Annotated in this window: 29 protein-coding genes; 6 read left to right on the top strand and 23 right to left on the bottom strand. The window is 63.8% G+C overall.

Going from position 1 to position 26,161, the window contains the following annotated elements:
- Positions 1-3 precede the first annotated feature (3 nt).
- The 4 genes from cyoE to AB3X94_RS10615 all read right to left on the bottom strand — a co-directional run bounded on the left by cyoE (position 4) and on the right by AB3X94_RS10615 (position 3,525).
- The gene (gene cyoE, locus AB3X94_RS10600; RefSeq protein WP_176109645.1) at positions 4-909 is read right to left on the bottom strand and encodes a heme o synthase; all 906 of its coding nucleotides are present in this window, start codon (positions 907-909) and stop codon (positions 4-6) included.
- A 5-nt stretch (positions 910-914) separates the two neighbouring features.
- On the bottom strand, positions 915-2,024 hold the full coding sequence (locus AB3X94_RS10605; protein WP_368611475.1) for a heme A synthase: 1,110 nt from the start codon (positions 2,022-2,024) through the stop codon (positions 915-917).
- Between the two features lie 22 nt (positions 2,025-2,046).
- The gene (locus AB3X94_RS10610) at positions 2,047-2,652 is read right to left on the bottom strand and encodes an SCO family protein (RefSeq protein ID WP_368611490.1); all 606 of its coding nucleotides are present in this window, start codon (positions 2,650-2,652) and stop codon (positions 2,047-2,049) included.
- 156 nt (positions 2,653-2,808) lie between these two features.
- The gene (locus AB3X94_RS10615; RefSeq protein ID WP_368611476.1) at positions 2,809-3,525 is read right to left on the bottom strand and encodes an SURF1 family protein; all 717 of its coding nucleotides are present in this window, start codon (positions 3,523-3,525) and stop codon (positions 2,809-2,811) included.
- Between the two features lie 111 nt (positions 3,526-3,636).
- Here AB3X94_RS10615 and AB3X94_RS10620 point away from each other — a divergent pair, with 111 nt between their 5' ends.
- Complete coding sequence (locus AB3X94_RS10620) at positions 3,637-3,846, top strand: twin transmembrane helix small protein (RefSeq protein WP_233828068.1); 210 nt, start codon at positions 3,637-3,639, stop codon at positions 3,844-3,846.
- 191 nt (positions 3,847-4,037) lie between these two features.
- Here the strand turns inward: AB3X94_RS10620 and AB3X94_RS10625 are convergent, their stop codons facing one another.
- The 8 genes from AB3X94_RS10625 to AB3X94_RS10660 all read right to left on the bottom strand — a co-directional run bounded on the left by AB3X94_RS10625 (position 4,038) and on the right by AB3X94_RS10660 (position 11,407).
- The gene (locus AB3X94_RS10625; RefSeq protein WP_176109649.1) at positions 4,038-4,895 is read right to left on the bottom strand and encodes a cytochrome c oxidase subunit 3; all 858 of its coding nucleotides are present in this window, start codon (positions 4,893-4,895) and stop codon (positions 4,038-4,040) included.
- 125 nt (positions 4,896-5,020) lie between these two features.
- A complete protein-coding gene (locus AB3X94_RS10630) occupies positions 5,021-5,230 on the bottom strand; it encodes a DUF2970 domain-containing protein (RefSeq protein WP_018419310.1) in 210 nt (69 codons plus the stop codon).
- Between the two features lie 50 nt (positions 5,231-5,280).
- Positions 5,281-5,907, bottom strand: coding sequence for a cytochrome c oxidase assembly protein (locus AB3X94_RS10635; RefSeq protein ID WP_176109650.1), 627 nt, complete (start codon positions 5,905-5,907; stop codon positions 5,281-5,283).
- A gap of 42 nt (positions 5,908-5,949) precedes the next feature.
- The gene (locus tag AB3X94_RS10640) at positions 5,950-6,084 is read right to left on the bottom strand and encodes a cytochrome oxidase small assembly protein (RefSeq protein ID WP_217709958.1); all 135 of its coding nucleotides are present in this window, start codon (positions 6,082-6,084) and stop codon (positions 5,950-5,952) included.
- 125 nt (positions 6,085-6,209) lie between these two features.
- Positions 6,210-7,823 (bottom strand): cytochrome c oxidase subunit I, encoded by a 1,614-nt coding sequence (gene ctaD, locus AB3X94_RS10645; RefSeq protein WP_176109651.1) that lies wholly within the window; start codon positions 7,821-7,823, stop codon positions 6,210-6,212.
- Positions 7,824-7,867: 44 nt separating this feature from the next.
- Positions 7,868-9,505 carry a cytochrome c oxidase subunit II gene (gene coxB, locus AB3X94_RS10650; RefSeq protein ID WP_176109652.1) on the bottom strand — a complete coding sequence of 546 codons (1,638 nt, stop codon included), beginning with the start codon at positions 9,503-9,505 and terminating at the stop codon, positions 7,868-7,870.
- A 64-nt stretch (positions 9,506-9,569) separates the two neighbouring features.
- Positions 9,570-10,046, bottom strand: a complete 477-nt coding sequence (locus AB3X94_RS10655; protein ID WP_176109653.1) for a DUF2244 domain-containing protein — start codon at positions 10,044-10,046, stop codon at positions 9,570-9,572.
- A gap of 395 nt (positions 10,047-10,441) precedes the next feature.
- The gene (locus AB3X94_RS10660; protein ID WP_176109654.1) at positions 10,442-11,407 is read right to left on the bottom strand and encodes a methyltransferase domain-containing protein; all 966 of its coding nucleotides are present in this window, start codon (positions 11,405-11,407) and stop codon (positions 10,442-10,444) included.
- An 82-nt stretch (positions 11,408-11,489) separates the two neighbouring features.
- On the opposite strand from AB3X94_RS10660, the gene AB3X94_RS10665 reads away from it, so the two are divergent.
- Together AB3X94_RS10665 and trmL are read left to right on the top strand one after the other, a co-directional pair.
- On the top strand, positions 11,490-12,275 hold the full coding sequence (locus AB3X94_RS10665) for a ComF family protein (RefSeq protein ID WP_176109655.1): 786 nt from the start codon (positions 11,490-11,492) through the stop codon (positions 12,273-12,275).
- 18 nt (positions 12,276-12,293) lie between these two features.
- A complete protein-coding gene (gene trmL / locus AB3X94_RS10670; protein WP_176109656.1) occupies positions 12,294-12,764 on the top strand; it encodes a tRNA (uridine(34)/cytosine(34)/5-carboxymethylaminomethyluridine(34)-2'-O)-methyltransferase TrmL in 471 nt (156 codons plus the stop codon).
- Here the strand turns inward: trmL and AB3X94_RS10675 are convergent.
- The 5 genes from AB3X94_RS10675 to AB3X94_RS10695 all read right to left on the bottom strand — a co-directional run bounded on the left by AB3X94_RS10675 (position 12,737) and on the right by AB3X94_RS10695 (position 15,727).
- Complete coding sequence (locus AB3X94_RS10675) at positions 12,737-13,297, bottom strand: O-acetyl-ADP-ribose deacetylase (protein ID WP_176109657.1); 561 nt, start codon at positions 13,295-13,297, stop codon at positions 12,737-12,739. The two genes, trmL and AB3X94_RS10675, sit on opposite strands and share 28 nt — an antisense overlap.
- Before the next feature lie 97 nt (positions 13,298-13,394).
- Positions 13,395-14,393: an NAD(P)H-dependent glycerol-3-phosphate dehydrogenase gene (locus AB3X94_RS10680; RefSeq protein ID WP_176109658.1), complete on the bottom strand. Its 999-nt coding sequence runs from the start codon at positions 14,391-14,393 to the stop codon at positions 13,395-13,397.
- A gap of 22 nt (positions 14,394-14,415) precedes the next feature.
- Positions 14,416-14,895, bottom strand: coding sequence for a protein-export chaperone SecB (secB, locus tag AB3X94_RS10685; RefSeq protein ID WP_176109659.1), 480 nt, complete (start codon positions 14,893-14,895; stop codon positions 14,416-14,418).
- A 149-nt stretch (positions 14,896-15,044) separates the two neighbouring features.
- The gene (gene grxC / locus AB3X94_RS10690; protein WP_062125843.1) at positions 15,045-15,305 is read right to left on the bottom strand and encodes a glutaredoxin 3; all 261 of its coding nucleotides are present in this window, start codon (positions 15,303-15,305) and stop codon (positions 15,045-15,047) included.
- The gene (locus tag AB3X94_RS10695) at positions 15,302-15,727 is read right to left on the bottom strand and encodes a rhodanese-like domain-containing protein (protein ID WP_013088271.1); all 426 of its coding nucleotides are present in this window, start codon (positions 15,725-15,727) and stop codon (positions 15,302-15,304) included. The genes grxC and AB3X94_RS10695 overlap by 4 nt, the downstream gene beginning before the upstream one ends.
- Positions 15,728-15,864: 137 nt before the next feature.
- Here AB3X94_RS10695 and gpmA point away from each other — a divergent pair, with 137 nt between their 5' ends.
- The 3 genes from gpmA (at position 15,865) to AB3X94_RS10710 (ending at position 19,455) form a co-directional block, all read left to right on the top strand.
- A complete protein-coding gene (gpmA, locus tag AB3X94_RS10700) occupies positions 15,865-16,611 on the top strand; it encodes a 2,3-diphosphoglycerate-dependent phosphoglycerate mutase (RefSeq protein WP_176109660.1) in 747 nt (248 codons plus the stop codon).
- Positions 16,612-16,874: 263 nt separating this feature from the next.
- Positions 16,875-18,452, top strand: a complete 1,578-nt coding sequence (locus tag AB3X94_RS10705; protein ID WP_176109661.1) for a S41 family peptidase — start codon at positions 16,875-16,877, stop codon at positions 18,450-18,452.
- A gap of 244 nt (positions 18,453-18,696) precedes the next feature.
- Positions 18,697-19,455, top strand: coding sequence for a molybdopterin-synthase adenylyltransferase MoeB (locus AB3X94_RS10710; RefSeq protein ID WP_176109662.1), 759 nt, complete (start codon positions 18,697-18,699; stop codon positions 19,453-19,455).
- A gap of 98 nt (positions 19,456-19,553) precedes the next feature.
- Here the strand turns inward: AB3X94_RS10710 and ptsP are convergent, their stop codons facing one another.
- The 6 genes from ptsP to AB3X94_RS10740 form a co-directional block, all read right to left on the bottom strand.
- On the bottom strand, positions 19,554-21,299 hold the full coding sequence (gene ptsP, locus AB3X94_RS10715) for a phosphoenolpyruvate--protein phosphotransferase (RefSeq protein ID WP_176109663.1): 1,746 nt from the start codon (positions 21,297-21,299) through the stop codon (positions 19,554-19,556).
- Positions 21,300-21,685: 386 nt separating this feature from the next.
- Positions 21,686-21,955 carry an HPr family phosphocarrier protein gene (locus AB3X94_RS10720; RefSeq protein ID WP_013088266.1) on the bottom strand — a complete coding sequence of 90 codons (270 nt, stop codon included), beginning with the start codon at positions 21,953-21,955 and terminating at the stop codon, positions 21,686-21,688.
- 124 nt (positions 21,956-22,079) lie between these two features.
- Positions 22,080-22,607, bottom strand: coding sequence for a PTS sugar transporter subunit IIA (locus AB3X94_RS10725; RefSeq protein WP_176109664.1), 528 nt, complete (start codon positions 22,605-22,607; stop codon positions 22,080-22,082).
- A gap of 227 nt (positions 22,608-22,834) precedes the next feature.
- Positions 22,835-23,791, bottom strand: coding sequence for a glutathione synthase (gshB, locus tag AB3X94_RS10730; RefSeq protein WP_176109665.1), 957 nt, complete (start codon positions 23,789-23,791; stop codon positions 22,835-22,837).
- A gap of 103 nt (positions 23,792-23,894) precedes the next feature.
- Positions 23,895-25,184 (bottom strand): glutamate--cysteine ligase, encoded by a 1,290-nt coding sequence (gene gshA, locus AB3X94_RS10735; protein ID WP_018434736.1) that lies wholly within the window; start codon positions 25,182-25,184, stop codon positions 23,895-23,897.
- 248 nt (positions 25,185-25,432) lie between these two features.
- The coding region (locus AB3X94_RS10740; RefSeq protein WP_368611477.1) for an ammonium transporter at positions 25,433-26,161 on the bottom strand (729 nt) is incomplete at its 5' end.

Consider the following 26,161-nt stretch of genomic DNA (forward strand, 5'->3'; position numbering starts at 1 on the left):
GTGTTACGCGCCGATTACGACGCGCGCATAGTGGTCGATCAGCAGCGCGGCGAACAGCAGCGACAGATAGACGATCGAATAACGGAAGGTTTTGCGCGCGAGCTCGTCCGAATACTCCCGGTAGATCTTCCACGCATACGCGAGAAACACTGCGCCCAGTAGCACCGCCGCCGCGAGATACACGACGCCGCTCATGCCGGAGATGAACGGCATCAGGGTGACCGCGAACAGAATGACCGTGTAGAGCAGGATATGCAGGCGCGTGTACTTTTCGCCGTGCGTGTTCGGCAGCATCGGCAGGCCGGCGTTTTCGTAGTCCTTGCGGCGATAGAGAGCGAGCGCCCAGAAATGCGGCGGTGTCCATACGAAGATGATCAACACCAGGATCCATGCGTCGCCGGGCACGTGGCCGGTGACCGCTGCCCAGCCGAGCGCCGGCGGCATCGCGCCCGACGCGCCGCCGATCACGATGTTCTGCGGCGTGGCCGGCTTCAGCAGCAGCGTATAGATGACCGCATACCCGACGAACGTGGCGAGCGTCAGCCACATGGTCAGCGGATTGGCGAACGTGTACAGCGTCCACATGCCGAGGCCGCCGAGCACGGCCGAGAACAGCAGGATTTGCCGGGTAGTGATTTCGCCGCGCGCCGACGGACGCCACGACGTGCGGCGCATTTTCGCGTCGATCTGCTGCTCGACGAGGCAATTGATCGCGAACGCAGCACCGGCCAACAGCCAGATGCCGACGGTGCCGCCGATCAGGACGGTCCACGGCACCATGCCCGGCGTCGACAGGAACATGCCGATGACCGCGCAGAACACCGCGAGCTGCGTAACACGCGGCTTGGTCAGTGCGAGATATTGGGAGACCCGGCTGCCGGGCGATTGGGAGAGTGTTGTGCTGTCCATGTGAGTCACGCTGGCGCGGCTTCGCGCGCAGGGATCGCAGCGCGGCCGGGACGGCTATAAGCGATTCGAAAGTTTAACATAACGAGCAATAGCAGCAGGATCGCGGCCCCGCCGTTATGGGCGACCGCGATCGGCAACGGCCATTGCAGCACGATGTTCGACAAGCCGGTGATGAACTGGATCAGCACCACCAGCAGCACGCCGTTGGCGGGTCGCCGCAGCGACTCGAAGCGGCGCATCTTCACCGCGAACCACACCAGATAGGCGATCACGCCGAACGCGAACGTGCGATGCGTCCAGTGAATCGCGACCAGCGCATCCTGCGTGATCACGTCGCCGTCGCCGGTCATGCCGAGCGCGCGCCACAGGTGAAAGCCGTGCGCGAAGTCCATCGGCGGAATCCATTGGCCGTTGCAGGTCGGGAAGTCGGTGCACGCGAGCACCGCGTAGTTCGTGCTGACCCAGCCGCCGAGCGCGATCTGCAGTACCAGCAGTCCAAGACCCGCGAGCGCCGCCGCGCGCCAGCGCGCGGCTTCCGGCTCGTAGGCGGGCAGCGGCGTCAAGCGCGCCGCGAGCCAGCCGAGGGTGCCGAGCAGCGCGAGGCCGAGCAGCAGATGCGTGGTCACGATGATCGGCTGCAGCTTCATCGTCACGGTCCACGCGCCGAACGCGCCTTGCACGACGATCAGGAGCAGCAGCGAAGTCGGCCACCACGGTGACACGTGCAGCGGACGACGCTTGATGCGCGCCGTCCACGCAATGATCGCCTGCGCGATGATCAGCACGCCGATCGCCATCGCGAAGTAGCGGTGGATCATTTCGATCCACGCCTTCGTCATGCTGACGGGGCCGCTCGGCATCGCATGATAGGCGGCGGAGATCGCCGCGTGTGCGATGAACGGTGACGACGTGCCGTAGCAGCCGGGCCAGTCCGGGCAGCCGAGGCCCGAATCGGTGAGGCGCGTGAAGCCGCCGAACATCACGAGATCGAGCGTCAGGAAGGTGGTGAGCCAGACCAGCTTGCGGAATTTGTTGTCGTCGGCCTTGACCCATACGTAGGACAGCGGCAGCAACGCGATACACAAGCCGATCAGGCCCAGTTGCAATACGAACATCTCATTTACCCAGGTTGCGGCATCAGCCGATGGTCGACCACTTGAGCAGCTTGGTCAGGTCGCCTTTTATTTTGCTCGGGTTCGCGTCTTTCGGAAAACGCATCATCAGATTGCCGTTCGGATCAACCAGGTAGATGTGGTCGGTGATCCGCGTGCCGGTGTCGGCGGGCAGCCACGCGGCAACCTGCGCCGGATCGGCGATCAGCATGTCGGTGTTGGGGTAGGCGCTTTGTATCACATCGGCGACCTTGTCCGCATCGGTGCGCAGCCACACCTCCATGACGCGCTCACGTTCCGGGCCTTGCGCTGCGCGGATTTGTCGCATGAAGTACAGCTTTGTCACGCAGGCTTTGTCGCACGCGCTGTTGTCGACCGAGATCATCAGCCAGCGGCCGTGCAGCGACGCGAGCTTCAGCGGCTTACCGTCCTCGCCGGTGACCACGAGCGAGTCGGGGATCGGCCGTTGCGGGTCGATCAGCGCGCCGTAGTTCGTGCTGCCGCCGGTCGGCTTGATGACGTAGTACATGAAGTACGAGATCACGATCGGCGCCGCACAGATCACCGCGAGCAGCAGCAGCACCCAGCGGCCGCGCCGCCACGAGCCCGGGCCGTTCGGTTGGCCGGGCATCGGCCTGGCCGCGGCGGGTTTGCCGGCGGGTTTGCCGGCGGGTTTGCCGGCGGCTTTGCCAGCGGGTTTGCCAACTTCCGGCGAACGGGGAGTATGAGTCGACACTACGGAACCTCTTTCAATGTTTGGACGACGGCGAGCCGTGCCTTGCGTGCCTCACGCGCCCGGCGCGTGTTCTTTTTTGCCCGCGCGGCGCGCCGCATACAGACCGAACGCGAGCGCCGCGGCGGCCATGCCCCACCACTGCAGCATGTAGCCGTAGTTGCGCTCGACGCCGGTGGTCGGCGCGGGCCAGTCGCGCACGAGACCGTCGTGCGCGTCGCCGATCTGCTGGATCACGAACGATTGCAGCGGCAATCCGGTCTCCGCCGCGTACGCGGCGACATCGAGATTCTGCCGGATCAGCTGATGCGCGGCCGATCCGCCCTCGCCGAGTTCGAACGCGCGTGACGCGTCGGCTCGCGCAATCCCTTCGATCTCGAGCTCGCCCGACGGCGTCGTGTACGGCGCGATGGTCTCGCGATTGCTCAGGTTGAGGGGCAGCCAGCCGCGATTGACGAGCACGTAGCCGCCGTCGGCGAGTTTAAACGGCATCACGACGTAAAAGCCCGGCTGATCGTTATACGGACGATTATCGAGGTACACGACCTTGTCCGCGACGAAACTGCCGCGCGCTTTCACCCGATGAAACTCCACGTCTTTCAGGGCGAGCGGCGCCGCGCTGACCGGCAGCGCAGGCGCGTTTTCGAACTGCGTGATGCGCGCCTCGAGCGCTTCCTTCTGATGCGCACGATCGCGCTGCCAGAAACCGAGCCGCACCGTCACGACGACGACCAGCAGGATCAGCAGCACGGGAATCAGGCGAAACTTCATTGCAGGTACTCCGTCATCGCGTGCAGGGCCGCCGGGAACCTGCGGCAGACGCCCGCGCGCGGTGCGATAATGGGCGTCTTGCCACTGCGCTTTCCGGTTTCAGTTGGTTCCATGCACATTATCGTTCCCATCGCCTTTGCTCTGATCATCGCCAGCATGGTGTCGGCGCTGTATTTCATGATGCACGACAGAGGCAAGACCAAGCGGATGGTCTGGTCGCTCGCTACGCGCGTGGGCCTGTCGATCTCGCTGTTCCTGTTCATCCTGTTCGCACACTGGATGGGCTGGATTCAGTCGACCGGGATTCCGTACGGGCGCTGACGCTCGCGGATAGATCGCCGGCGCAAAGCGTCGGCGGCAAAATTTTCACGCCACTAAACAAAACGCCGCCCTGACAGGTCGAGGGCGGCGCTGCATTCATCCTTGCATACTGCTCGTGCGCGCCGCCTGACAGGTGTTGCGCGCACGTCCCGCGCCTGCGCCGACGAGCAGCGCGCGCGGGTCTGACCGCATTACAGCCAGTACACGACGACGTACAGACCGAGCCACACGACGTCGACGAAGTGCCAGTACCAGGCCGCGCCTTCGAACGCGAAGTGATGTTCCGGCGTGAAGTGGCCACGAATCAGGCGCGCCAGCACGACGGCGAGCATCGTGCCGCCGAGGAACACGTGAAAGCCGTGGAAGCCGGTCAGCAGGAAGAACGTCGAACCATAGATGCCCGAAGCCAGCGTGAGGTTCAGCTCGTGGTATGCATGGAAGTATTCGAAACCCTGCAGGAACAGGAAGCACACGCCCAGCACGAGGGTCGCCGCGAGCCACGCGATCGCCTTCTTGCGATGGTTGTCGCGCAGCGCGTGGTGCGACACCGTCAGCGTCGCACCCGACGACAGCAGCAGCGCCGTGTTGATGGTCGGCACCGGCCACGGCTGCATCGACTTGTAGGTGCCCACGAGCTCGGCCGGGCCGTTGTTCGGCCACACTGCCGTGAAGTCCGGCCAGATCAGCTTGTAGTCGAGGCTGCCCAACTGATGCATCGCGATTTCGCGAGCATAGAACAGCGCGCCGAAGAATGCGCCGAAGAACATCACTTCGGAGAAGATGAACCAGCTCATGCTCCAGCGGTACGAGCGGTCGACGTTCTTGCCGTACATGCCGCCTTCCGATTCGGCGATCGCGTCGCCGAACCAGTGCCACAGCGTAAAGAGCAGCCACAGGAGACCGATGAGCACGCCGAGCGGCGCCCACGTGTGGTCATTGATCCAGGCCGCAAGCGATCCGAGCATGACCAGCAACCCGGTAGCGGCGCTGATCGGATGCCGCGACGGATGCGGTACGAAATAGTACGGGCTCTCGTTTTGACCGCTCATTCTTGATTCTCCACTTCAGTCCAGTTGTTCCGGAATCTCCGGCTGTATCTTCGGCGGCGCGTCGATACCGCACCGCTTCTCTCTAATTCGCGGGCTCTTCTGTGCTGCTGTGCCCTGCTACTGCCTCAACCGACCACGAGGCGCACGACCAGAATCAGCACCCCGATCAGGACCGCCGCGCCGATCAGCGCCGCCACGATCACATGCAGCGGGTTCAGCTGCGTCGCGTCCGCCTCGAGATCGCGGCGCTTGCGCACGCCGAAAAACGACCAGAACACCGCGCGCATCGACTGACCGAAACTGCTCTTGCGCGGACTGCCGCCGTTATCGTTCATCTCGCTTCGTCTTCCTTCGTTCGTCCGTGGCTCGCGCCGTCAAAGCTGCTTCAGGCCGGCTTCGCGGGAGTGGCTGCCGCGTTGTTCACTGAATTTGCCTTCGGCGCCGCGTCATCCGCGCTTGCCGCCGCCGGCGTGTTCAACTCGAAAAACGTGTACGACAGCGTGATCGTCTTCACGTCCTTCGGCAACTTCGGATCGACCACGAACACCACCGGCATCCGCTTCGTCTCGTTCGCGCTCAACGTCTGCTGCGTGAAACAGAAACACTCGATCTTCCTGAAGTACTCAGTCGCCTGCTTCGGCGCGTAGCTCGGAATCGCCTGCGCACGGATCGTGCGCGACTGCCCGTTGCTGACGTCGTACATGACGGTCGTCACTTCGCCCGGATGCACGTCGAGACTGCGCTGCTCCGGCTTGAAACCCAACAGGCCGCGCGCGTTCGCATCGAATTCGATCGAAATCGTGCGGCTCATGTCGACCTGCGTATTCCTCGCCTCGCGCGCCGAAACGTCGCGCTGCACGAGGTTGTTCACGCCGGTGATCTGGCAGATCGCGCGATACATCGGCACCAGCGCGAAACCGAAACCGAACATCATCAAAGCGACGACGAACAGCTTGATCAGCATCGAACGGTTGAAAGAGCGGTCGGCCTCGGCCGGCGGTTGCGTCGACATCTGAATCCTCAACAAACCTGCATACGGACTGCGACTGCGGCGTTAGCTGAACCAGCACTGCTTCACAATGACGCTCGCGAAAAACACCGCGGCGATCGCGAACATCACCAACCCTATCCGCCTGTTGCCCGCGCGAATCTGCTCCGGCGTACGTCTTTCCTGTGGATTGCGCGTCATGCTCGACTTTCTGAATACGGTTCTTGACTGGTGAGACCGCCCGACTGCGGCCGCCTCGCGAAGCGCCCGGTTCCGGTAGCGGCATGTGTCGCGCCGCCGGAACCCGGCACTTCGCCGGGAGAGGCTTATTCGACGGTAGGCGGATGCTCGAACGTGTGGAACGGAGCCGGGCTCGGCACGGTCCACTCGAGGCCCGTTGCGCCGTCCCACGGCTTGTCGCCCGCCTCTACGAGCTCACCGCCACCACGGTACGCCGGCAGCGCCACCGCGAACAGGAAGTAGACCTGCGACAGACCGAAGCCGAATGCGCCGATCGAGATCACCTGGTTCCAGTCTGTGAACTGTGCCGGGTAGTCCGCATAGCGACGCGGCATGCCCGCGAGACCGACGAAGTGCATCGGCAGGAACGCGAGGTTGAAGAAGAACATCGACGCCCAGAAGTGAATCTTGCCGCGCGTTTCGTTGTACATCCAGCCGGTCCACTTCGGTGCCCAGTAGTACCACCCGGAGAACAGCGCGAACAGTGACCCCGCCACCAGCACGTAGTGGAAGTGCGCGACCACGAAATAAGTGCCGTGATACTGGATGTCGAGCGGCGCCATCGCGAGCATCAGGCCCGACAGACCGCCGAACGTGAACACGATCAGGAAGCCCACCGCGAACAGCATCGGCGTTTCGAACGACAGCGAGCCACGCCACATCGTCGCGACCCAGTTGAACACCTTCACGCCGGTCGGCACCGCGATCAGCATCGTCGCGTACATGAAGAACAGCTGGCCAGTCACCGGCATGCCGGTCACGAACATGTGGTGCGCCCAGACCATGAACGACAGGATCGCAATCGACGCCGTTGCGTACACCATCGAGCTATAGCCGAACAGCGGCTTGCGCGAGAACGCCGGAATCACCTGCGAGACGATCCCGAAGGCCGGCAAGATCATGATGTACACCTCGGGGTGCCCGAAGAACCAGAAGATGTGCTGGTACATGACCGGGTCGCCGCCGCCTGCCGCATTGAAGAACGACGTGCCGAAGTGACGGTCGAACAGCACCATCGTGATCGCGCCCGCGAGAACCGGCATCACGGCGATCAGCAGGTACGCGGTGATCAGCCACGTCCAGACGAACATCGGCATCTTCATCAGCGTGAGGCCGGGTGCGCGCATGTTCAGGATCGTCACGACGATGTTGATACCGCCCATGATCGACGACGCACCCATCAGGTGGACCGCGAAAATCGCGAAGTCCATGCCCGGGCCCATCTGCGTGGACAGCGGCGCATACAGCGTCCAGCCCGCGGCGGTCGCGCCGCCTGGCGAGAAGAACGAGCCGACCAGCAGAACAGCCGCGACTGGCAGCAGCCAGAAGCTGAAGTTGTTCATCCGCGCGAAGGCCATGTCCGATGCACCGATCTGCAGCGGCACCATCCAGTTCGCGAAGCCGACGAACGCCGGCATGATCGCGCCGAACACCATGATCAGCCCGTGCATGGTGGTCAACTGGTTGAAGAACTCGGGACGCATGATCTGCAGGCCCGGCTCGAACAGTTCGGCACGGATCATCAGCGCCATCACGCCCCCGGACAGGAACATGGTGAACGAGAAGATCAGGTACAGCGTACCGATGTCCTTGTGGTTGGTGGCGAACAGCCAACGGCGCCAGCCGTGCGGCGTTTCGTGGGCATGGTCGCCGTGCACGTGCTCGTGGCCCGCGACTACATCGTGTCCGATGCTAGACATGAATATCTCCTAAAGCGAATTCTGCGGTGCTGACCATGAACACGTCAGGCTGCCGGGCTGATCTGAACGCGCCGGGCTTCCTTCGCGTCGGTGCCGCCGGTGATCGTTTCCGGCTTCTTCAAAATAATATGGTCTTCGGCAATGCCGGCTGCTTTCAGTGCGTCCCGAACGGCCTCGGCACGACTCTTCGCGAGCTTCGCGTTGACGTCGGCGGAGCCGGTTGCGTCGGTGAAGCCCGACAGCGTGAATTTCGCGTCCGGATGCGCTTTCGCGTAGGCCGCGGCCGCGTCGACCGCCGCTTTCGCGTCGGCCGGCAGCGTGCTCTTGCCGGTCTCGAAGTAGATGCTCGCCGGCAGCGTGGCCTCTGCGCTATTCGCAGCAGCCGCGCCAGCGTCATTGCCCGATGCAGCCGCCGGTGCGGAAGCCGCTTCCGCACCCGATGCCGCAGCGGCGCCGCTTGCCGCGGCACCCGCTTCGGCCAGATGGTCGCCGCCTTCGGGCAGCTTGCCGTTGCGCGCTTCGGTGACCTGCTTCGGCTGCAGGATGTCGCCCGTGTGGTTGCCCCACGAGTTCCGTTCGTACGTGACCACCGAGGCGATTTCGACGTCATTCAGCGTCGGCGCCCACGAAGGCATCGCATTCTTGCCCTTCAGCACGAGGCTTACGTGCTGACCGATCGGACCGTTGGCGATCTTGCTGCCGTCGAGCGCCGGGAATGCGCCCGCGCCCTTGCCGGTCGGCTGGTGACAGACCGCGCAGTTCGCCGCGTAGACCTTGCCGCCGCGCTCCATCAGCTCGGCCATCGTATAGGTCTTGTTCGGATCGTCCTGGCCGGCGGCCATTTTCTTCTTCTCCGTGTCGACCCACTTGGCGTAGTCGTCGTCGGACAGGACTTCGACGACGACCGGCATGAACGCGTGTTCCTTGCCGCACAGCTCGGTACAGAAGCCGCGGAACGTGCCGGTGCGGTTAGCCTTGAACCACGTGTCGCGCACGAAGCCGGGGATCGCGTCCTGCTTCACGCCAAAGGCCGGCACGTACCAGGAGTGGACCACGTCGTTGGCAGTGGTGATGATGCGGATTTTCTTGTTGACCGGCACCACGAGCGGGTTGTCGACCTCCTGCAGATACAGCGTGGAGATCGGCTCGCGGCCTTCGGTTTGCGCGCGCGGCGTGGCGAGTGTGGACAGGAAGCCGATGCCCTCGCCCGGACCCTTCACGTAGTCGTAGCCCCACTTCCACTGGTAGCCGGTGACCTTGATCGTGAGGTCGGCGTTCGAGGTGTCCTTCATCGCGACGACGGCCTTGGTAGCGGGCAGCGCCATCAACACGACGATGATGAACGGCACGATCGTCCAGATGATTTCGACGGTGGTGCTCTCGTGGAAATTGGCTGCCTGGTGGCCCTTCGATTTGCGGTGCGCGAAGATCGAATAGAACATCACACCGAATACACCGACGAAGATCACGGTGCAAAGGAGCAGCATGAACATGTGGAGGTCGAACAGCTCCTGAGCGATTCTCGATGCAGGCGGCTGGAGATTGATCGCGTTGACGGCTGGGCCGCCCGGAGCATCGCCCACTGCCAGGGCGGCACCGGCGAAAAGCAGTCCGCTCGTCGCCAGCACGCTCATGAGCGCTCGCTTGATTGTTTTCATAGCTTCCTTACCCAAATTTTCCATTCAAACCCCTCGACCCCGCTGGCAGCGTGTCGCGCCCCCTTGAACGCCGCGTGTCCGGCACCATCTAACAACGTGCCAGCCACATTCGCAGCTCGCCTGCGAACTGCGCGCGCCGATTTTGCGCGAGATGTTGCCCGATCATGATCGTCTGCCCGCGCGAGACCAGCTTGATCTGATCGCGCGGCGTTGCGCCCGGCTCTATCCGCACCCAGCGCGGATTGAATTCGAACTGCGTAATCTGCTCGGCGCTGACCTGCTCGATCACGAGCCGGTTCGGAAACAACCGGATGCGCTCGTAATCGACAGCATGACGCGCATATATTGCAAACGCGATACCTACCGCCAGCAATTCGATTCCGGTGAACGGCAACACCAGCCAGGCGCCGATCAGAACCAGAATGAATGCAATTGCCAACGAGAACAACGCAAGCGACGCGTACAGACAAACGAACTGCCGCGGCGATATCGAACAGTTGCGCTTCATGGTCCAGTCCCTGAGGACCGGTTCTGAATCCGCCAGCAGATGATCTGATGCGCCCATCGCTGCCTCCTGCGAATCGTCGCGTCCGGCCTGCCTTCTTTTACTTCCGGATGCATCTCGCGGCCGCCGCTCGTATCACTGTGTACAGCATCACTCGCGACCGCGCCAACCCCTACAGCATCACTTCATTTTGCAGCCCTGCGCCTCAGGCTTGCCACCCCAAATGTGGGAACGTCGGGCGACAAACTGACGCATTATAGGCGCGATCCATAGCATCGACAAGCAAGCCCCGATCGGCCCACAAGCCCGGCGCGACAAGCCTTCGCGCCATTTTGCCCGGCATTTTGCGGCTCTTTCGGAGGGCAAATCCCAGGCATAACGGAAGTCCTCTTTACCGCTTTTGCAACACGTCAACCGCACCGTCGGCAAGCAGTTGATGACCGCGCCGCAATCTGCTACCCACGCTTGCCCGGACCTCGTCCGATGTCCTCGAGCCGCACGATGCCATGTCCTTCGGCCGTGGTACGCGGCACGGCTTTCCATGCGTGTCCGTAGATCACCTCGAAGGTCAGCGCGATCGTGCCGTCAGCGCGCCGGCGCGCTTCGAGCGCGGCGAGCAGGGCTTTGTGCAACCGACGCGCAAGCGCGCCGTCATGCGCATCGCGCTCGAACGGGTATGCACCCCAGCGGCGCACGTCCGCGAGCAGCGACTCGGGCGACTTGTAGGTGATCGTCAGCGTCTCCTGGTCCATCACCGGGATCTCGAAGCCGGCCTCGACGAGCATGTCGCCGAGATCATGCATGTCGACGAAGTCGATCACATGCTTGCGCGACGCGACGCCGTGCGCAGCCTCGATCTCGGCGTAGGCACCGCGCAATTCCTTCAGCGTATCGGGGCCGAGCGTACTGAACATCAGCAGGCCGTTGACCTTCAACACCCGCTGCCATTCGGGAAAGACCAGATCGGGCCGCGAGTGCCAGTGCAGCGCAAGGTTGGACCAGATGAATTCGAATGCGCCGGCCGCGAATGGCAGCGCGGAGAAATCGGCTTGCGCGAAGCGCGGGCCACGCGCGCCGAGCGCCTTGCCGAGCGAGGCGGGAAGAAAGCGTCGCCAACTGGTGTCGCCGGCATCGTGACGCAGCGCGCGGCGCAGCATGCCATGCGACAGATCGGCGCCGAACACCGGCGCCTCGGGAAAGCGCGCGCGCAATGCGGGGATGTCTTCGCCCGCACCGCATCCGGCGTCGAGCACGCTCGAGGGCGCCACCTTGATGTAATCGAGACGCTCGCGCATGCGCTGCGCAATCTCGCGCGGCAGGAATGCAACCTCGTCGAAGGTAGCGGCGCGACGGTCGAAAATACGCCTGAGGCGCCGTGAATCGTAGGCCGGACGGCCAGATTGAGCGGATGTTGGGGACATGTGTGTCGTGCTGGCGTGAGCTCGAAGTATACTCGTTCGTTCCCCTCCATTCAGCGTGAACGGCATTCAGCGGCAGTCACCCGTGCGATTCCAGTCATTTTCTTCGTCGTGTCGAAATCAGGCCGCGCGTTTTGTGCGTGGTCTGCATTCGGCATGGCCGCGGGCTTTGAACGTCGCGTTGCCGAACCTGTGCGCGCTGTGCGGCAATATGTCGCATAAGACGCTGTGCGACGGTTGCGACGCGGCCTACTGGAACGAGAGCCGCCTGCGCTGCACCGTTTGCGCGGTGCCGTTGCCGGCGTCACGCTGGGTCGCTCAGGCGCAATATCGTTGCGCGGATTGCGTGGCCGAGCCGCCGCCGTTCGACGCGAGCTTCGCGCTCGCCGACTATCGCGCGCCGCTGGATACCCTCGCGGTCGGCCTGAAATTCCGCGCCCGGCTGATGCTTGCGCGCGATTTCGCGCAACGTCTCGCGTGGCTTGCTCAGGACAACTGGCACGACGCGGCCGAGCGGCCCGACGTGATTGCGCCAGTGCCGCTCGCCGGTCGCCGTCTGGTCGAGCGTGGCTACAACCAGGCCTGGCAGATTGCGCGGCCGCTTGCCCGGGCGCTCGACGTGCGCAGCGACGCGACGCTGCTCGAACGAACGCAAAACACCGCGCCGCAATCGCGCCTGGATCTCGATGCGCGCCGGCACAACGTCGGCCGCGCGTTTCGTGTCGCGCGCCCGGTGCGCGGCCTGCACGTCGGCATCGTCGACGACGTGATGACGAGCGGCGCGACGCTCGAAGCGCTCGCGCATACGCTGAAGGCGGCCGGCGCGCGGCGGGTCACGAACTTCGTCGCGTTGCGCACTCCGAAAAACTAGCTTTTACGTGGTCCCCTTATGTTCAACGTCGTTCTCGTAGAACCGGAAATTCCGCCCAACACCGGCAACGTGATTCGCCTGTGCGCGAATACCGGCGCCCGACTGCACCTGATCGAGCCGCTCGGCTTCCCTCTCGACGACACCAAGATGCGGCGCGCCGGCCTCGACTATCACGAGTATGCGGAAATGAACGTGCACACCGATTGGGACGCGTTCATCGCCAAAGAAACGCCCGACCCGTCGCGCATGTTCGCGTTCACCACACGCGGCTCGGGGCGCTTTCACGACCACGCTTTTCGACCGGGCGACTGGTTCGTGTTCGGCGCCGAAACGCGCGGTCTGCCCGATACGGTGCTCGAGCGCTTTGCGAACGAACAGCGCGTGCGTCTGCCGATGCGCCCTGGCAATCGCAGTCTGAATCTGTCGAACACGGTGGCGGTCGTGGTGTTCGAAGCGTGGCGTCAGGCCGGCTTCGAGGGCGGCGCCTGACGGCGTTCGAGTTCGGCCTCGTAGCGCGCGAACATCGTGTCGTCGAAGCACGCGAACATCACGTGCTTCATGTGGGGTGTGCGCGGCAACGTGTCGAGCACGGTTCCGACCGCGATGCTCACCGCATAGTCGGCGGGGAAACGGTAGATGCCGCAACTGATCGCGGGAAACGCAATGCTCGTGCAACGAGTCTCGTGCGCGACTTCGAGCGAGCGCTGATAGCACGATGCGAGCAGGTCGGCTTCGCCGTGCGCGCCGCCGCGCCACACTGGACCGACAGCATGGATCACATGCTTCGCGGGCAGCCGATAACCGGCGGTGATCTTGGCGTCGCCGGTCGCGCAGCCGCCGAGCGTTTCGCATTCGCGCAGCAACTCCTTGCCGGCCGCGCGATGAATCGCGCCATCCACACCGCCGCCGCCGAGCAGCGAAGTATTCGCGGCATTGACGATCGCATCGACGGCGAGCGTCGTGATATCGACCACGCGCGCTTCGAGCGTGCACGTGCCGTGACTGAGATTGAAGGTGGGCATGAAAACCTCGCTGACCTGAGTCTCGCTCAAGAAGTGGACAGCCAGGTGAGGCAGCCGTTCAACGCGAATTTGCGCTAAACGGCTGAAAGAAAAGACTTTATTCGGCCTTCGAATCGCGCCGCAGCAGCGCGCTGACCGCATCGCGCGGCGCCACGCCGTCGAACAGCACCGCGCAGACCGCTTGGGTGATCGGCATTTCGATTGCATGGGCGCGTGCGATCGAAAGGACCGCCTTCGCGCAGCGCACGCCTTCGGCCACGTGACCGAGGCCGCCGAGGATGTCGTCGAGCGTGCGGCCGGTGGCGAGCTGCAAGCCCACGGTGCGGTTGCGCGATAGATCGCCGGTCGCGGTCAGGATCAGATCGCCGAGGCCGGTCAGCCCGGTAAAGGTTTCCGCGCGCCCACCAAGCGTCACGCCAAGACGCGACATTTCGGCGAGTCCGCGGGTGATCAGCGCCGCGCGTGCATTGAGGCCGAGGCCGAGGCCATCGGCGATGCCCGTCGCGATCGCGAGCACGTTCTTCACCGCGCCGCCCACTTCGACGCCGACGACGTCGTCGCCGGTATAGATGCGCATCGCACCGTGATGGAACGCCGCGACCGTGCGTTCGCGGCACACCGCCGACGAACTCGCGATCGTCAACGCAACCGGCAGTCCCTGTCCGACTTCGCGGGCGAAGCTCGGTCCGGACAACACGCCGTTGCTCGCATGCTCGGGCAATTCCGCCGCGACCGCCTGGTGCGGCAACAACTGCGAATCCGCTTCGAACCCCTTGCACAGCCACACGATATGCGCGGGCACCTTGCCCGCATCGCGCATCGCGCGCAACAGACCGCGTAGGCCAGCCACCGGCGTCGCGATCACGCACAGCGCATCGTCGGCGAGCGCGTGATCGAGCGCCGCACCGAGATCCGCTTCGCAGCGGAGCGCGGGCGGCAACGCGACGCCCGCCAGATAGCGGGCGTTTTCGTGCGAAGTGGAAAGCTCGGTGATGAGCGCGGACTCGCGCGCCCACAACACCGTGTCATGCCTGACGGCCAGATGGCCGGCGAGGGCGGTGCCCCACGCGCCAGCGCCGAGAACGGCGACCTTCATAGCCGGCACGGCCCGCGGCGCCTTAATGCGTGACGCCGCTTTGCGCCGCGCCGTCGCCCTGCTGGGCCGCGCTCATTTGCGCGAGACGCTGCTCGTACAGCGCCTGGAAGTTTATCTCGGCGAGGTGGATCGGCGGGAAACCGGCGCGGGTGATCGCGTCGGCGATGTTCGAGCGCAGGTACGGGAACAGGATGGTCGGGCAGGCGATGCCAACCAGCGGATCGATCTGCTCGGCAGGAATGTTGCGAATGTCAAAAATGCCGGCCTGTTTCGCTTCGATCAGGAACGCGACCTTGTCCGACACCTTGGCCGTAACGGTGCCCGTCACGAGGATTTCGAACACGGATTCTGCGAGGCGCTCGGCCTTCACGTCGACTTCGACTTCAACCGACGGCATTTCCTGCTCGAGGAAGATTGCCGGCGAATTCGGCTGCTCGAGCGACATGTCCTTCAGATAGATGCGCTGGATGTTGAAGAACGGCTGGTTATTCTCGTCGGACATGATGGTGATTCCTGATAGGTATGCGTGGCGGCGGCCGATGCACGCATGGGCCGCCAGATTATTGCGCCGGCTCGCCGGCTCCACGAGGAGCGCGCACGCGTCGGCTTATCGAGTGGTCCGCCCGCTCGCGCGGCGCGAAACGCGCGAACTCAGGCTGCTTCGAGCAGCGGCGTCAGACCGCCCGCGCGATCGAGCGCGGAAAGGTCATCATAGCCGCCGACATGCGTCTCGCCGATGAACACCTGCGGCACCGTGCGACGCCCGGTCCGGGTCATCATCTCCTCACGGCGGGCCGGGTCTTTGTCGATCAGTACTTTTTCAACCTGCTCGACGCCGCGCGACTTTAAAAGACGTTCGGCCATCTGGCAATACGGGCACACCTGGGTGCTGTACATGATCACTTTGTTCACTTGGCTGCTCCTTGTTTCACAACCGGCATACCGGCTTTCTGCCAGGCGTCGACGCCGCCTTCGAGAACATGGACTTCCGCGTATCCCGCTTCCTGCACGATACGTGCGGCCTTGTTCGACTGCTGGCCGGTCTGGCATACCAGCAGCACCGGGTTGCTCTTGTTCTTCGCGAGTTGCGTGACTTTCGCCTGCAACTCCGCGAATTCGAAATGCCGTGCCGAGGGCAGGTGCCCCTTGGCGTAGTCGGCGGACGGCCGCAGATCGATGACCGCCGCGTTGCGCCGGTTGATCAGTTGGGTGGCTTCAGCGGCCGACAGGCCGCCACGTCCACGCCGACTGATGGTCGGCCACAGCAGCAACCCACCAGAGATAAGGACGATTGCGATCAGGACAAGGTTTGTGTATTCGGTGAAAAACTTCACGGAAGATCCGCCGGAAAGAGAGAAATCGAAAAGGTCAACCCGACCATTATAAAATAACCGTTTGACGCGATGGCGATGCGCCGCCGAAGGCGCCGCACAGCGCGAGACCGCTTCCTCACTACCGACCGGCAACTCTTATGTACAAACTCGTTCTCATCCGCCACGGCGAATCGACGTGGAACAAGGAAAACCGCTTCACCGGCTGGATCGACGTCGACCTCACCGAGCAGGGCAGCCTCGAGGCGCAGCAGGCGGGCGTGCTGCTCAAGGAATCGGGCTACACGTTCGACATCGCCTACACGTCGGTGCTCAAGCGCGCGATCCGCACGCTGTGGCACGTGCAGGACAAGATGGATCTGATGTACCTGCCCGTTGTGCATTCATGGCGCCTGAACGAACGCCACTACGGCGCGCTGTCGGGTCTGAACAAGGCCGAAACGGCAGCCAAATTCGGCGACGAGCAGGTGCTGGTCTGGCGCCGCAGCTACGACACGCCGCCGCCCGCGCTCGAGCCGACCGACGAGCGCGCGCCGTACACCGATCCGCGCTACGCCAAGGTGCCGCGCGAGCAACTGCCGCTGACCGAGTGCCTGAAAGACACGGTCGCGCGCGTGCTGCCGCTGTGGAACGAGTCGATTGCGCCGGCCATCAAGTCTGGGCGCAGCATCCTGATCGCCGCGCACGGCAACTCGATCCGCGCGCTGGTCAAGTACCTCGACAACATCTCGGACAGCGACATCGTCGGCCTGAACATCCCGAACGGCGTGCCGCTCGTCTATGAACTCGACGAAGATCTGAAGCCGATCAAGCACTACTATCTCGGCGACCAGGACGCGATCGCAAAAGCGCAAGCCGCGGTCGCGAGCCAAGGCAAGGCGGGCTGATCGCGCGTTTCCGGCCGCGGCCCCACGCCACGGGAAGGCCCGGGGCCGCACGGAGACAACCGGCCCGGCAGGAAAAACTGTATTGTGCCGCGCGGCGTATCGCACGGCCCGCCAGCCGCGGGCCGGTTCGCAAGAACCAGGACCTTCCCGTACTGTCGAAGCACGATTGCCTGCACCGCGCCCTGAGCAGGCGGGTGTGCAGTTATACTTGTCCGTCCAATCTTTATCGACGCTGCCACGCGCTTCCGACCGCAATAGACTCTATGCGAAAGAACCTGAAAAATATCGGCCTGATTGCCGTGGGCCTTGCTACCGGTGTCCTTGCCACCCTGCAATTCTCCGCTTCGGCCCAGCAACCCGCTAGCGCCGCGGTCGCCCCGCTGCCGCTAGACCAGCTCAGGCTCTTCGCCGAAGTGTTCGGGCAGATCAAGCACGAATACGTCGAACCGGTCGACGACAAGAAGCTTCTCACTTCCGCGATCAAGGGCATGGTGTCGAGCCTCGACCCGCACTCGTCGTACCTCGACAAGACCGATTACGAAGAGCTGCAGGAGCAGACCAAGGGCCGCTTCGCGGGCCTCGGCATCGAAATTTCGTCGGAAGACGGCCTAATCAAGGTGATTTCGCCTATCGAAGACACGCCCGCGTTCCGCGCCGGCATCCGTCCGGGCGACCTGATCACGCGCATCAACGACAAGCCCGTGCGCGGCATGACGCTCGACCAGGCGGTCAAGCAGATGCGCGGCGAGCCGGGCACCAAGGTCACGCTGACCATCTTCCGCAAGACCGACGACCGCACGTTCCCGCTGACCGTCACGCGCGCGATCATCAAGGTTCAGTCGGTGAAGGGCAAGATCGTTGCGCCGGGCTTCGCGTACGTGCGCATCACGAGCTTCCAGGAACGCACCACGCCTGACCTCGCGGCCAAGCTGCAGGATCTGGCGCGCCAGGAGCCGAACCTGAAGGGCCTCATCCTCGACCTGCGCAACAACGGCGGCGGTTTGCTGCAAAGCGCGGTCGGCGTCGCGGGCGCGTTCCTGCCGCCGAATTCGGTGGTGGTGTCGACCAACGGCCAGATTCCGGATTCGAAGCAGATCTATCGCGACACCTACGATAACTACCGTCTGCAATCGTTCGACAGCGATCCGCTGAAAGACGTCCCGGCCATCTTCAAGACCGTGCCGATGATCGTGCTGACCAACGCCTACTCGGCGTCGGCATCGGAAATCGTCGCGGGCGCGCTGCAGGATCAGCACCGCGCGCTGATTCTCGGCAAGACCACGTTCGGCAAGGGTTCGGTGCAAACCGTACGCCCCATGACGGCGGACACCGCGCTGCGCCTGACCACCGCGTATTACTACACGCCGAGCGGCCGTTCGATCCAGAACAAGGGCATCCGCCCCGACCTTCCGGTCGATCAATACGCGGACGGCGATCCGGACGACGCGCTCGTCACTCGCGAAGTCGACTACTCGAATCACCTTGCGAACACGCAGGACCCGAACGAGAAGAAGGAAGCCGAGCAGCGCGAGTCGGAGCGCATGGAGCAGTTGCGTCAGCTCGAAGAGCAGAACGACAAGAAGACGCCGGAGCAGCGCCAGAAGGAACGCGAACGCAAGCCGGTCGAGTTCGGTTCCAACGACGACTTCATGATGCAACAGGCGGTCGGCAAGCTCGAAGGCAAGCCGGTTCAGGAATCCAAATCGCTGATGGAACGCCGTCTCGCGCAGAACAAGCCGGGCACGTCGGCCTCCGCGCCGGTCGCGGTTAAGCCGACGCAACCGGTGCCGGGCGCATCGGGACCGGCGCCGGCTTCGGCACCGGCTCCCGCTGGAAAGTAAGCCGGCAAATAAGCTGGCCAATAAGCAGCGAACCCGCGCGTGTCTTCGCAGCACGATAGTCTGCGAAGACACGCCGCAGCAGTTTCAGCACAGGCCGCCGCTTAACCGGCGGCGTCTCACGGCAAGCCGCAGCAGCCACCCTCCCCGCGCGATTAAAATAACAGCCACGAATGCGCGCCGCGGCCCTCCGGCCTGCCTCTCCTTGCGCGACACCGCGACATAGCGACACACCACGCGCCCCGCCATGAATGACGATCAACTCCTTCGCTACTCCCGCCATATCCTCGTCGACGAAATCGGCATCGAGGCGCAGCAGCGTTTTATCGACGCCCACGCGATCGTCGTCGGCGCGGGCGGGCTCGGTTCGCCGGCCGCAATGTATCTCGCGGCGGCGGGCGTCGGCCGTCTGACGCTCGTCGATGCCGACACCGTCGACCTGACCAATCTGCAGCGCCAGATCCTGCACGTCAGCGCGTCGGTTGGACGCAGCAAGGTCGAGTCCGGGCGCGACACGCTCGCGCAGATCAATCCCGAGGTCGTCGTCAGCGCGGTCGCCGAGCGCGTCGACGATGCATGGCTCGATCGCGAGGTGCCGCACGCGAGTGTCGTGCTCGATTGCACCGACAACTTCGCGACGCGTCACGCGATCAACCGCGCGTGCGTCAAGCATCGCGTGCCGCTCGTGTCGGGCGCGGCGCTGCGCTTCGACGGCCAGATCAGCACCTTCGATTTCCGCGACGAAGCGTCGCCATGCTACGCGTGCGTGTTTCCCGAAGACCAGCCGTTCGAGGAAGTCGCCTGCTCGACGATGGGTGTGTTCGCGCCGACGGTCGGCATCATCGGTTCGATGCAGGCTGCCGAAGCGCTGAAGGTGATCGGCGCAATCGGCACGCCGCTCGTGGGCCGCCTGACGATGCTCGATTCGCTGCGAATGGAATGGAACACGATGCGCATCGGACGTCAGCCGGATTGCCCGGTGTGCGGCCACGCGCACGGCTCTTGAGGCGGTTCCCCACTGCGCGTCCGAACGACGCCGAAACAGAAAAACGCCGCATGTGCGGTGTTTTTTCGTTCAACGAGGCGAGACGAAGCGCGTCGGATTCACACCAGCGCGACCCGCTTGAGCGCCGCCTGCACCTCTTCCGGCTCGAACGAAGCCAGCACGTCGGCCACGGGCTTTTCGAGCGTCTTCAGATGCGAGCGCAGCACCTCCTGCTTGACCTCGAGCAGTTGGCTCGGATGCATCGAAAACTCGGTCAGGCCCATGCCGAGCAACAGACGCGTCAACGCCGGATCGCCCGCCATCTCGCCGCACACCGACACCGGTACGCCCGCACGCTTCGCCTCGCGCAGCGTGAACGCGATCAGGTGCAGCACGGCCGGATGCAGCGGGTCGTACAGATGCGCGACCGCGTTGTCCGCGCGATCGATCGCGAGCGTGTACTGGATCAGATCGTTGGTGCCGATCGACAGGAAATCGAGCCGCTTCAGAAACAGCGGCAACGCGATCGCGGCGGCCGGAATCTCGATCATCGCGCCGACCTGCACGTTCGGATCATAAGCAATGCCCGCGTCGTCGAGTTGGCGCTTGGCTTCGCGGATCAGATCGAGCGTCTGGTCGATTTCCTGCGCGTGCGCGAGCATCGGGATCAGGATCTTCACCTTGCCGAACGCCGACGCGCGCAGGATCGCGCGCAGCTGCGTGAGGAACATCTGCGGCTCGGACAGGCTCCAGCGAATTGCGCGCAAGCCGAGCGCTGGATTCACGGCGGTCTCGTAGCCGTCGCCGCCGGCCATCGAATCGAGCGGTTTGTCGGCGCCGACGTCGATCGTGCGGATCGTGACCGGCAAGCCGTTCATCAGTTCGACCGCGCGACGATACGCGCTGAACTGCTCCTCCTCTTCGGCCATCCGGTCCTTGTGATTCATGAACAGGAACTCGGTGCGAAACAGACCCACGCCGGTCGCGCCCGATTCGATCGCCGCGCGCGCATCGTCCGGCAACTCGATGTTCGCGCACAGTTCGATGCGCGTGCCGCACAGCGTTTGCGTCGGCGAGAACTTGAGCCGTTGCAGCTTGCGCTGCTCGAGCTCCTTCTCGCTTTGCCGATACGAGTATTCCTCGAGCACGATCGGCGCGGGATCGACGATCACGATGCCGTGGTCGCCATCGACGATGATCAGATCGTCCTGGCGGATCAGCGCGCTCGCATGCTGCACGCCGACCGCGGCCGGAATGCCGAGGCTGCGCGCGACGATCGCGGTATGCGACGTGCGCCCGCCGAGATCGGTGACGAAGCCCTGGAACGTCTGCGTCTTGAACTGCATCATGTCGGCCGGCGCGATGTCGTGCGCGACGACGATCATTTCATCGCACGCGCCATGCACGTTGTCGACGATGCCCGGCGCACCCGCGAGCGCCTTCAGCACACGTTCGACGACCTGTTCGATGTCGGCTTTGCGTTCGCGCAGGTATTCGTCTTCGATATCGTCGAAATGGCGCGAGAGTCTTTCCAGCTGTTCGGTCAGCGCCCACTCGACGTTGTAGCGGCGCGTGCGGATCAAGTCGATGGTTTCCTGAACCAGCATCACGTCGTTCAGGATCATCGTGTGAACGTCGATGAACGCGCCCATTTCACTGGGGGCATCCGCGGCGAGATCGGCGCGCAGCACGTTGAGTTCTTCATGCACGCGTTGCTGAGCCGCGCGAAAGCGCCCGACCTCCCCTTCGATCTGGGCGGGTTCGATCAGATAGTGGTCTACGTCGAGTGCTGCCGGGGCGATCAGATAGGCCCGCCCGATGGCGATACCGCGCGAGACGGGAATTCCATGCAGCGTGAATGACACGCGCACCTCCTCTAGTTGTGTGATGCCGCGGCAAACCGCTGCAATGCTCTCAGACTGTACCTGGCATTATAAATTCCGCGCCTTTTTGAAGTATGTCGGCGGTGTGTGCAGCGCAGCACGAGTTATCGCATACAGGTGTCCTCGTACACCGCGAAGCTGCGCTTTCTACGCGTCGGACAAAATATATGGTTTAAACATTGAAAACGCGTGTCGCCCTACGCGCATGTGGCCTTACGCACTCTTCCCCGCGGCTTTCGCGCCGCTTCTATAAGCCTTAATGTCGATTAGCAGCGGGCCTCTTCTGATATTCAAATGTCGGCGGCGAAAAAAAAGCCGCGGACTGAGCCGCGGCATTTTCGGGTTTGTCGAACACAAAGCGCGCGGCGTTATTGACCTTCGCCAAATTTATCGGCGATCAGTTTCAACAGCGCGTCCATCGCTTCCTGTTCGTCGGTACCTTCCGTTTCGATCAGCACGGTACTGCCGATGCCCGCGGCGAGCATCATCACGCCCATGATGCTCTTTGCGTTGATACGACGGCCATTGCGGCTCATCCAGATTTCCGCCTGGTAGTTGCCCGCGAGTTGCGTCAACTTGGCCGACGCGCGCGCGTGCAGCCCCAGCTTGTTCACAATTGTCGTTTCTTGTTGCAGCATGTGATGGTCCGAAGCGCGGGTGAATGAAATGGTGAAAAGTCAAACTGCAAAGCGGCTGCAATGCGCTTGGCGCCGTTGCGAAACCGCTTGAATCCGTCGAAGCTTGCCTGCGAACCAGCCCGATTTACAGGCCGGGCGCGTCCGGCTTCTGCGTCAGATCGGCATCGGCCGGCAACGCGGGAACACAGTCGGCGGGCGCCGCGTCAGCCGGCAGCGCCGGCAGGCAATCGGCCGGGCAGGCTGACGCCGCGACCGGTTCCGGCGTCGCCGGTCCGATCGCGTGCACGCCCTTGGTCGCGCCGGCGAGCGCCTTGTCGACGAGCGTGTCGAGCGGCGTCGCGCGATAGCAGACCGCACGCACCAGCATCGGCAGATTGACGCCGCACAGCACGCGCACATCCGGCTCGGTGGCGAGCCGGCCCGCGATGTTGGCCGGCGTCGCGCCGAACATATCGGTCAGCACGAGCGCGCCGTTCTCTTCCTTCAACCGCGCGACTTCCGAATTCGCGAACGCGACGACCTGCGCGGGATCGCAATCCGGCGACACATCGATCACGCCGATACGCGCCGGCAAACCGCCATAGATGTGGGAAATGCAATCGCGCAACGCGGTGGCGAATGGAGCGTGCGCAATGATCAGAATGCCTGCCATGTCAGCCTTACTGCAATAGAACGGCCCCAAAACCGTGGACCGGGACTCGAGCCCGGTTCGCCATCGCCCCGGACCGGCCGTGGGTCGCGAGGGTGGAAATGCATCGTCGGGCGAGCGGGCATTGTAGCAGCCTCATTTTCGCGCCAATCCCGACGGCGCGCCTGATGCGGATTTACTACACAGATTGGGGGTGCGGCCGGGCAATCAAGGCCGCTAGAGTCGGCGCGTCAGCCGACCGCGCGCTCCAGCGCGTCGACGAACATCGCGGCGACGTCGAAGCCGGTCTGATCCATGATCTCGCGGAAACACGTCGGGCTCGTGACGTTGACTTCGGTGAGCCAGTCGCCGATCGCATCGAGTCCGACCAGCAGCAAGCCGCGCGCCGCCAGCACCGGCGCGAGCGTATCGGCGATCTTGCGGTCCTGCTCGCTGAGCGGGCGCGCGACACCCAGTCCACCGGCCGCCAGGTTGCCGCGCACCTCATTACCCTGAGGAATGCGCGCGAGCGAGTATGGCACCGCTTCGCCGCCGATCAGCAGGATGCGCTTGTCACCCTCCTTGATCTCGGGGATGAATTTCTGCGCCATCACCGAGCGTGCGCCGTCGTGGCTCAGCATTTCGACGATCGAGCCGAGGTTCATGCCGTCCGCCTTCACGCGAAACACGCCCATGCCGCCCATGCCGTCGAGCGGCTTCAGGATCACGTCGCCGTGCTGTTCGTGGAACGCGCGCAGACGCGCCGGATCGCGCGTGACCAGCGTCGGCGCGACGAACTGCGCGAACTCGCCGATCGCGAGCTTCTCCGAATGATCGCGGATCGCCTGCGGCTTGTTGAAGACGCGCGCGCCGCCACGCTCGGCCAGTTCGAGCAGCCACGTCGATGTCACGTATTCCATGTCGAACGGCGGGTCTTTGCGCATCACAACCGCGCCGAAGCTCGCAAGCGCGCGCGGCGCGGCGGCATCTGCGACAAACCAGACGTCACGATGCAGATCGGCGGTATCGCCGGTGATCGCAATGCGCTGCACGTTCGCTTCGACATCGCCGCCCGTCCACGCCAGATGCTTCGGCTCGCAGGTGTACACCGTGTGACCGCGGCGCGCCGCTTCGGCCATCATCGCGTAGGTCGAGTCTTTGTAAATCTTGAAATGGCTGAGCGGATCGGCGATGAAAAGAATGTCCATGAAAGTCCCGGTGCGCCCTGACGGGCGTGACATTGTTCGTCAATATAGTCTTTGAAGACGGCGCTGGCGGCACGCATGCCGCCATCCTGCCGCGCGAGATGGCTTAGACCTGGATCGCTTCGGGATCGGTCTTTTCGAGTTCGACCGATGCGGCCAGCAACCCGAGCCGCGCCACGACGCCATACATATAGAAGCGATTCGGCGGCGCCGCGCCGGGCTTCGCGTGGGCATCGGGCAGCGCCGTATGCTCGAAGCCGAGCGGCACGAAGTGCATGCCCGGCGCGTTCAGGTTCTGGTCGCGCTCGCGGCTGCCGTGCACGCGATAGAAGCCGCCCACCACGTAGCGGTCGATCATGTAGACGACCGGCTCGGCGACTTCCTCGCCGATGCGCTCGAACGTGTACACGCCTTCCTGCACGATCACGTCGTGCACTTCGAGGCCGTCCTTGGTTGCGGCCATGCGCGTGCGTTCGCGCTTCGTCAGCGCGGCGACTTCCGACGCGTCGTGCACGGTCATCACGCCCATGCCGTAAGTGCCCGCATCCGACTTGATCACGACATACGGTTTTTCGGAGATGCCGTACTCGCGATACTTGCGCGCGATCTTCTTCAGCACGCCGTCGATCGCATCGGCCAGCGCTTCCTCGCCGGTGCGCTGCTGGAAGTCGACGCCCTCGACGTGCGCGAAATACGGATTGATCATCCACGGATCGATCTCGACCATCTTCGCGAACTTCTTCGCGACGTCGTCATAACACGAGAAATGCGTCGACTTGCGGCGTACTGCCCAGCCCGCATGCAGCGGCGGCAGCAGGTACTGCTCGTGCAGATTTTCGAGCACGGGCGGAATGCCGCCGGACAGGTCGTTGTTCAGCAGAATCGAGCACGGGTCGAAGTTCTTCAGCCCCAAGCGCCGCTGCGAGCGCTCGAGCGGTTCGAGCACGAGCTTCTGGCCGTCGGACAGCGCGATCGTGACCGGGCCGTTGATGGTTTCATCGAGCGTGCCGAAGCGTACGTTCAGGCCCGCCTGGCGCATGATCGACGCAAGCCGGGCGACGTTTTCGAGGTAGAACGCGTTGCGCGTGTGGCGCTCCGGAATCACGAGGAGATTCTTCGCGTCTGGGCAGATCTTTTCGATCGACGCCATCGCGGCCTGCACCGCGAGCGGCAGCACTTCCTGCGGCAGATTGTTGAATGCGCCGGGAAACAGGTTGGTGTCGACCGGCGCGAGCTTGAAGCCCGCGTTACGCAGATCGACGGAGCAATAGAACGGCGGCGTGTGCTCCTGCCATTCAAGCCGGAACCAGCGTTCGATAGCGGGCGTGGCGTCGAGGATCTTCCGCTCGAGGTCGAGCAGCGGGCCGTTTAACGCCGTAACTAGGTGCGGAACCATTGATCACTCGCAGACTGGAGAAAAAAGATTGTAGAGCAAATGCTTTGTCCATTTGGGGACGGTTTCTCCATTCGCAAGCAGACCCGAATGCATTCTCCCTATCTCGATGATAGGCGCGGAAAATTGCCGTTCGCAACCCGATCAGCAAGAAAAAAGCCCGCCATGAAGGCGGGCGAATTTTGCTGCGATCAGCTTTTTCCAGACTGGCGGGCCCAGGAGCGCGGGCCCGCAGCGCAACAGATTCTTCGTTATTCGACTTTCTCGCCGTGCAGGCTCACGTCGAGGCCTTCGCGCTCCTGCTCTTCGGTCACGCGGATGCCGATCACCATGTCGATGATCTTCAGCAGCACGAAGCTCACCACGCCGCTGTAGATCAGCGTCGTCAGCACGCCCTTCGCCTGCAGGATCACGTTGCCGTCGGAGCCGCCGATGTCCTTGACCGCGAACACGCCCGTCAGAATCGCGCCGATGATGCCGCCCACGCAGTGCACGCCGAACGCGTCGAGCGAATCGTCGTAGCCGAGCTTGTGCTTGAGCCACGTGGCCGACCAGAAGCAGACCACGCCCGCGACGATGCCGATCACCAGCGCGCCTACCGTGCCGACGAAGCCCGACGCCGGCGTCACCGCCACCAGACCCGCGACCGCGCCCGACACGATACCGAGCACCGACGGCTTACCCTTGGCCGCCCATTCGGCGAACATCCATGCGAGCGCCGCCGCGGCGGTCGCCACCTGTGTCGCGAACATCGCGAAGCCGGCACGGCCGTCCGCCGCTACCGCCGAACCCGCGTTGAAGCCGAACCAGCCGACCCACAGCATCGCGCCACCGATCAGCGTCAGCGTCAGGTTGTGCGGCGCCATCGACTCCTTGCCGTAGCCGACGCGCTTGCCGAGCACCAGACAGCAGACCAGACCCGCGATACCCGCGTTGATGTGCACCACCGTGCCGCCCGCGAAGTCGAGGATGCCCGCGGT

It is taken from the genome of Paraburkholderia sp. BR10923, assembly GCF_040948765.1.
Taxonomy (GTDB): Bacteria; Pseudomonadota; Gammaproteobacteria; order Burkholderiales; family Burkholderiaceae; genus Paraburkholderia; species Paraburkholderia youngii.

Coding starts and splice junctions, on each gene's coding strand:
- cyoE (WP_176109645.1), bottom strand. CDS start 909: ATGGACAGCACAACACTCTCCCAATCGCCCGGCAGCCGGGTCTCCCAA.
- AB3X94_RS10605 (WP_368611475.1), bottom strand. CDS start 2,024: ATGTTCGTATTGCAACTGGGCCTGATCGGCTTGTGTATCGCGTTGCTG.
- AB3X94_RS10610 (WP_368611490.1), bottom strand. CDS start 2,652: ATGCCCGGCCAACCGAACGGCCCGGGCTCGTGGCGGCGCGGCCGCTGG.
- AB3X94_RS10615 (WP_368611476.1), bottom strand. CDS start 3,525: ATGAAGTTTCGCCTGATTCCCGTGCTGCTGATCCTGCTGGTCGTCGTC.
- AB3X94_RS10620 (WP_233828068.1), top strand. CDS start 3,637: ATGCACATTATCGTTCCCATCGCCTTTGCTCTGATCATCGCCAGCATG.
- AB3X94_RS10625 (WP_176109649.1), bottom strand. CDS start 4,895: ATGAGCGGTCAAAACGAGAGCCCGTACTATTTCGTACCGCATCCGTCG.
- AB3X94_RS10630 (WP_018419310.1), bottom strand. CDS start 5,230: ATGAACGATAACGGCGGCAGTCCGCGCAAGAGCAGTTTCGGTCAGTCG.
- AB3X94_RS10635 (WP_176109650.1), bottom strand. CDS start 5,907: ATGTCGACGCAACCGCCGGCCGAGGCCGACCGCTCTTTCAACCGTTCG.
- AB3X94_RS10640 (WP_217709958.1), bottom strand. CDS start 6,084: ATGACGCGCAATCCACAGGAAAGACGTACGCCGGAGCAGATTCGCGCG.
- ctaD (WP_176109651.1), bottom strand. CDS start 7,823: ATGTCTAGCATCGGACACGATGTAGTCGCGGGCCACGAGCACGTGCAC.
- coxB (WP_176109652.1), bottom strand. CDS start 9,505: ATGGAAAATTTGGGTAAGGAAGCTATGAAAACAATCAAGCGAGCGCTC.
- AB3X94_RS10655 (WP_176109653.1), bottom strand. CDS start 10,046: ATGGGCGCATCAGATCATCTGCTGGCGGATTCAGAACCGGTCCTCAGG.
- AB3X94_RS10660 (WP_176109654.1), bottom strand. CDS start 11,407: ATGTCCCCAACATCCGCTCAATCTGGCCGTCCGGCCTACGATTCACGG.
- trmL (WP_176109656.1), top strand. CDS start 12,294: ATGTTCAACGTCGTTCTCGTAGAACCGGAAATTCCGCCCAACACCGGC.
- AB3X94_RS10675 (WP_176109657.1), bottom strand. CDS start 13,297: ATGCCCACCTTCAATCTCAGTCACGGCACGTGCACGCTCGAAGCGCGC.
- AB3X94_RS10680 (WP_176109658.1), bottom strand. CDS start 14,393: ATGAAGGTCGCCGTTCTCGGCGCTGGCGCGTGGGGCACCGCCCTCGCC.
- secB (WP_176109659.1), bottom strand. CDS start 14,895: ATGTCCGACGAGAATAACCAGCCGTTCTTCAACATCCAGCGCATCTAT.
- gpmA (WP_176109660.1), top strand. CDS start 15,865: ATGTACAAACTCGTTCTCATCCGCCACGGCGAATCGACGTGGAACAAG.
- AB3X94_RS10705 (WP_176109661.1), top strand. CDS start 16,875: ATGCGAAAGAACCTGAAAAATATCGGCCTGATTGCCGTGGGCCTTGCT.
- AB3X94_RS10710 (WP_176109662.1), top strand. CDS start 18,697: ATGAATGACGATCAACTCCTTCGCTACTCCCGCCATATCCTCGTCGAC.
- AB3X94_RS10720 (WP_013088266.1), bottom strand. CDS start 21,955: ATGCTGCAACAAGAAACGACAATTGTGAACAAGCTGGGGCTGCACGCG.
- AB3X94_RS10725 (WP_176109664.1), bottom strand. CDS start 22,607: ATGGCAGGCATTCTGATCATTGCGCACGCTCCATTCGCCACCGCGTTG.
- gshB (WP_176109665.1), bottom strand. CDS start 23,791: ATGGACATTCTTTTCATCGCCGATCCGCTCAGCCATTTCAAGATTTAC.
- gshA (WP_018434736.1), bottom strand. CDS start 25,184: ATGGTTCCGCACCTAGTTACGGCGTTAAACGGCCCGCTGCTCGACCTC.